This window comes from Cohnella boryungensis (genome assembly GCF_042651945.1).
Lineage (GTDB): Bacteria > Bacillota > Bacilli > Paenibacillales > Paenibacillaceae > Cohnella > Cohnella boryungensis.
In genome coordinates this window covers 1-4,469 of sequence record NZ_JBHSED010000028.1, presented here as the reverse complement: position 1 = coordinate 4,469, position 4,469 = coordinate 1, and the positions used below count along the sequence as shown (strand labels likewise).

General features: G+C 47.5%; 4 protein-coding genes. All 4 read left to right on the top strand.

Going from position 1 to position 4,469, the window contains the following annotated elements; genetic code table 11:
* The first annotated feature begins 111 nt into the window (after positions 1-111).
* Positions 112-1,731 carry a copper amine oxidase N-terminal domain-containing protein gene (locus ACFO1S_RS14055; RefSeq protein WP_204606406.1) on the top strand — a complete coding sequence of 540 codons (1,620 nt, stop codon included), beginning with the start codon at positions 112-114 and terminating at the stop codon, positions 1,729-1,731.
* A 47-nt stretch (positions 1,732-1,778) separates the two neighbouring features.
* Entirely contained in the window at positions 1,779-3,023 is a 1,245-nt protein-coding gene (locus ACFO1S_RS14050; RefSeq protein ID WP_204606405.1) for a hypothetical protein, read from the top strand.
* Positions 3,024-3,100: 77 nt separating this feature from the next.
* Entirely contained in the window at positions 3,101-3,433 is a 333-nt protein-coding gene (locus ACFO1S_RS14045; RefSeq protein ID WP_204606404.1) for a hypothetical protein, read from the top strand.
* A 17-nt stretch (positions 3,434-3,450) separates the two neighbouring features.
* A complete protein-coding gene (locus ACFO1S_RS14040; protein ID WP_204606403.1) occupies positions 3,451-4,335 on the top strand; it encodes a hypothetical protein in 885 nt (294 codons plus the stop codon).
* Positions 4,336-4,469: the final 134 nt, after the last annotated feature.

The following is a 4,469-nucleotide window of genomic DNA, read 5'->3' as shown; positions in this document are numbered from 1 at the left end:
AGGTAGAATCCGCCGAAGCCTCTTAAAAAATTAATTTTTCACACGCTTAGTGGGGAGTGTCTTTTTGCGCTTTTTAGGGGCATTCATTTTCGTATAAAAAATGACGGAACGGTGTGGTCCGGTTCAGGCCCGCTCAAGGGGATTGGGGAAGTTCTCCAGATCGGCTACGGTGAAAATTTTAGCAACGGATTCAGCTTCGCCATGCTGTCGGGAAATGGGGATTTACTTCTGAAGGATCATTATTCCCCAGGAAAAAATCTGAAGCTCGGAACGATTGCGAATGCGGAAGATGTAGCCTCCTTGGCCGTTAGGGATGGCCGGGTGGCTGTGCTCTTCCGCAATGGAGAGGTCATCGTATACGATGCGACGAATTTCGACGACAACGGCACTATCCTTCCGGTTACTGTCGCGCAAGATGCCATTCATGTTGCTTACACGTCCGGCGAACCTACCCAAGTGCTTCTGGTCACCCTCAGGGATGGAACCGTGTGGCGGACGGGCAATTATCAGGCGCGCTGGAAGCTGGATAATCAAGTCCCCGGAATTGATTCTATCGTGCGAACGGCAGCTTATGTGAATTCGAATAAATTCTATGCGAAGCGCAGCGACGGAAGCTGGATCTTGTACGATAACGAAGCCATCCTCCCTTACGATGCTCCCAAAGTCGACAAAGCGGATGTGTCCTTCTCCGAGCTTAAGCCCAATGTAGGCGATACGCTTAAAATCAGCATTCAGGAGACCTACTCCAATGGAGCCAAGATCAAGGTAACGCCAAATGCATCGAACGTAAAAGTGAGTATGCCTCATCTGCTGAAGCTCCAACCCGATGGAAGGCTTAAGGTGCTCGGGGTAGGCCAATCCGAAGTGACCGTTACGACAGGCGGGATCTCTAAGACGGTTACGATTTCGTCCAGCTTGCCCAACAGCCTTACCTTCGCCAGACAGGTGAACGGCACGGTCTTCGTACCTGCGAAGGCCGTGATCAAAGCCATGGGAGGAACCGTGTCCTCTGCTAACGGCGCCCTGCAAGCGACAATCGGCGATACGACGTTTTCCTTCAAGGCCGGAGATGTGAACGCTCAGTTGAACGGCGAACCCCTCGTTCTTACGACCGCGCCTCTGGCGGATAAAGGAGAGACGTACATCCCGGGCACGTTGCTGAAAGCAGCGACAGGCGCTCGCGTACAGTGGGACGGCAAATGGCAGACGGCCGAAATCTCGTTCGGAGGCGAAGCCAAGATGACCGTCGTCTCCGTTGACACGGCGGGGCTCGTCAAGCGAGCGATGCAAGGAAGCCTGGCCAATTACATCGGAAAAAGCTACTGGATCAATCATTTTCAGCAATGGGATCGTTTCTCCAAGGTAACCGTTGCGGATGTTGTGCCGAAGGAATCCGGGGACTTTATCGTCCAGTTCCGAACCACGGCAGGCAAGAAGCTGGAAGGCTACCCGATGTCCGCCTATTATGTAAAGGAATTGTTTACGAACGAGGATAATTTCTTCAACTACGACCCGAAGAAGAAATACCGCTGGTCCGCATCGACATGGAATCTGATTAAGGCGGGCAAGATTTCGCTGGGGATGACGAAGGATCAGGTGCGAATGTCATGGGGCCATGCAGCCGGCAGCAGCGTTGCAAAAGCAGGGGGAAAAACGATAGAGACGTGGGTGTACTATAACTTCGATACCGTATCCTTTGTTAACGGCAAAGTATTCTTAATCCTATATTAACTTGCAGTTGCTTAGTAATGACTTACTAACGAGAGGATTTTGCATCCATGAAAAAATTTTGTTTACGCATTCAGCTTCTGTCCCTGCTTGCGCTCATGACGGCCTTGTGGGCGCAGCCAGTAGCTGCCGCTAATTATACAGAGCTTCCCGTTCCTCAATGGACGGTTAAGATTCCAAAGAACACAAGCACCGATTATTTCTACAAAAACTATTATACGCTCGGCAAAAAATTTCTTCCGATCCTGTCTGAGGATAACGGCTCCTATACGGCTTATACGTTACTGCATCATACCCCCGGAGGGAAGAGCAAGCCCTCCTATCAAGTCATGGCCTTGGACGATAAGACCGGAAGCCGGAAATGGATACGCAGTTTGCCTTATTCATACAACGCTTTCGATATGGATCTGAACGGAAATCTCTACTATGTCGATAAGGTGAAAAGCGGCAAAAAGACCGTCTATAACCTGGTCGCACTAGATTCCAACAATAAACAGCGGTGGGTAAAAACCTTCACAACCAGCAACAATTATTCCGTGCTCGATGACGGAAGAATTGCCGTTATCGGATTTGCCGAAGGCAAAGACACTTTAGAGCTTTACTCTTCTGAAGGCAAGCTGCTACATAGCAGAAGCTACGCCGGTATTATCCGTCACATTCAAGGAAATTATGTCGGTCTCGTCAACTACACCGGGGATGTGACCGCCTTGGAAATCTATTCTGTTTCTACGAACAAAAAAATAGCTGCCGCAAGCCTTCCGAAGGAATTTTTCAATCGGGTACATGCCGACTTCGACGTACTGAGCGGAGGAACCGTGCTTGTTCCCGTCTTCGATGCCAAGACCGGAATAGAAACTCTGCACGGCTACTCGCCGGATGGCAAGCGAAAATGGAGCCGCGTTTTGCCGACGCCTGAGCCCAATTATGAAGATAAGCTGTTCATGTCCATAGGAAATAACTATCTCGTTCAAGACAAGAACAGTCTAAACGTGTACGATACGAATAATAGGCTTGTCGCCGCAAGGACCTTCGATGACTTGCCTGGCCAAGGAAGCCTCCAGCGGCTGGGGAATCAGAGCATTTCCTTCGGAGCAGCCGAATCCAAAGGTTACTGGTACGATTATGAGAAACCGACAAAAGCCGTCTTCCATGTACTGGATGCCCGCACGTTACAAACGTTATCTTCGTTAACGCTTGAGCAAGCTCCTTTTTCCGAGAGAAATATTCGTTTCCTGAACGCAAGTACCTTCTATATCGATCTGTACGACCGTCTGTCTAAGTACGAGCTGAAATAAAAAGGTCCACCGTTTTCCATGATTAATCTCAACTCCTTAGCAGAAAATAAGCTCACAACAATTAAGGAGTGATTAAATTGCCACCCGTAACCGCTGGAATTTCGGAGATGATTAGAGAAAAGCTGGAAAGGTATTTAGACGATAAGTTGGATGACTATCTGGGAAATGAAGGCTACGTCAAGGTTGAAGAATTTTCCCTCGACCTTACTCACATCAAAGCCAAAGTTTTACTTCGCTATAAACAAAGGGTTACTGGCAGTATTTACGTAAGGGACAAGTTTTATCTGTCGATCGACTGTGATATTGCAGGCAATGCGAACGTTGAATTCTGCACATCCGTTCTCGGCAATAAGGTATGCGTTAGCTCCGGCGATTTGTCTTTCTTAAAGCAATTCATTCCCCTCGGATAAGAGGAGGAGGCTTTCGCATGGGCTTATCGATAAAAAAAATAAGGAAAGCAGCCAGCAGAGCAGCCGACAAAATCGGCGAGGCGGCCGCAGCAACGGAAAGCGCAGCAAGAGCGGCCGCAGCCAAAGCAGCGGAGGATGCCGCTAACGAGGCAAAAAGAGCAGCGGAAGAAGTTGCAAAGCAAGCAGAGGCTGAGCTTAAAAGGCAAACAGAGGCATTGGCCGAACAAGCCAGAATAGCGGAAGAAGCGGCAAGGAAAGCGGCGGAGGAGCAAGCTCGTCAAGCTATAGAAGCTGCCCAGAAGGCTGCTGCGGAATTGAATAGACAGGCCGAGAATTTAGTGAAAGAGCAAATCACAAGCGCATTAGGATCAGTTGTGGCCAATGTTCAGGACTTCACTGAAGCAGGGCAAGTATTCGTTAAACAAATTCAGTCTGAAATACAGAATTTAATTGAATTAGCCAACATCGATGCATTGAAACGAAAACTGTTACAAAAAGCAGAACAGCTTAGTGAAGAATATCTTAAAAATAAAATAGAACCTATCGCTGAGGCCATCGCTTTAACATCAGTTCCCGATGTAAAATTGGATTTATCTACAACGTCGATTAAGATTGAGGTTTTTATTTACTTTCTCCTGCAACAGGATAAAGCAAGCGATCCCTCCACAAATGCAATTGCTGTGCTTACAACAGATTTGGAACAAGATATAACTAAACTAGCGCCGCCAGAAGTCGATGTTCAATTTAATTTTAATAAAGATAAATTGGAAGCTGAATTACGCGATAGGATTCAAGAAAAAATCGAGAAGGAAAAGAACAATCTCATTCAAGGCTTCTTGAAGTCGTTCTTTTCAGATTACTTTGCTGTATTTGATAAGATATTGAAGCTTATTCCTAAATGAACTACGGATGGCTCCCCCAATGCGCTCATACAGAAAGGGGCTGTCCAATAAGCCCCAAAAATAAAAGTTGGGCGGGAAAACGTCATGTTTTCCGTCCAACTTTTTTGGTTCTTTTGTTTTTGCTGGAAAGTGGC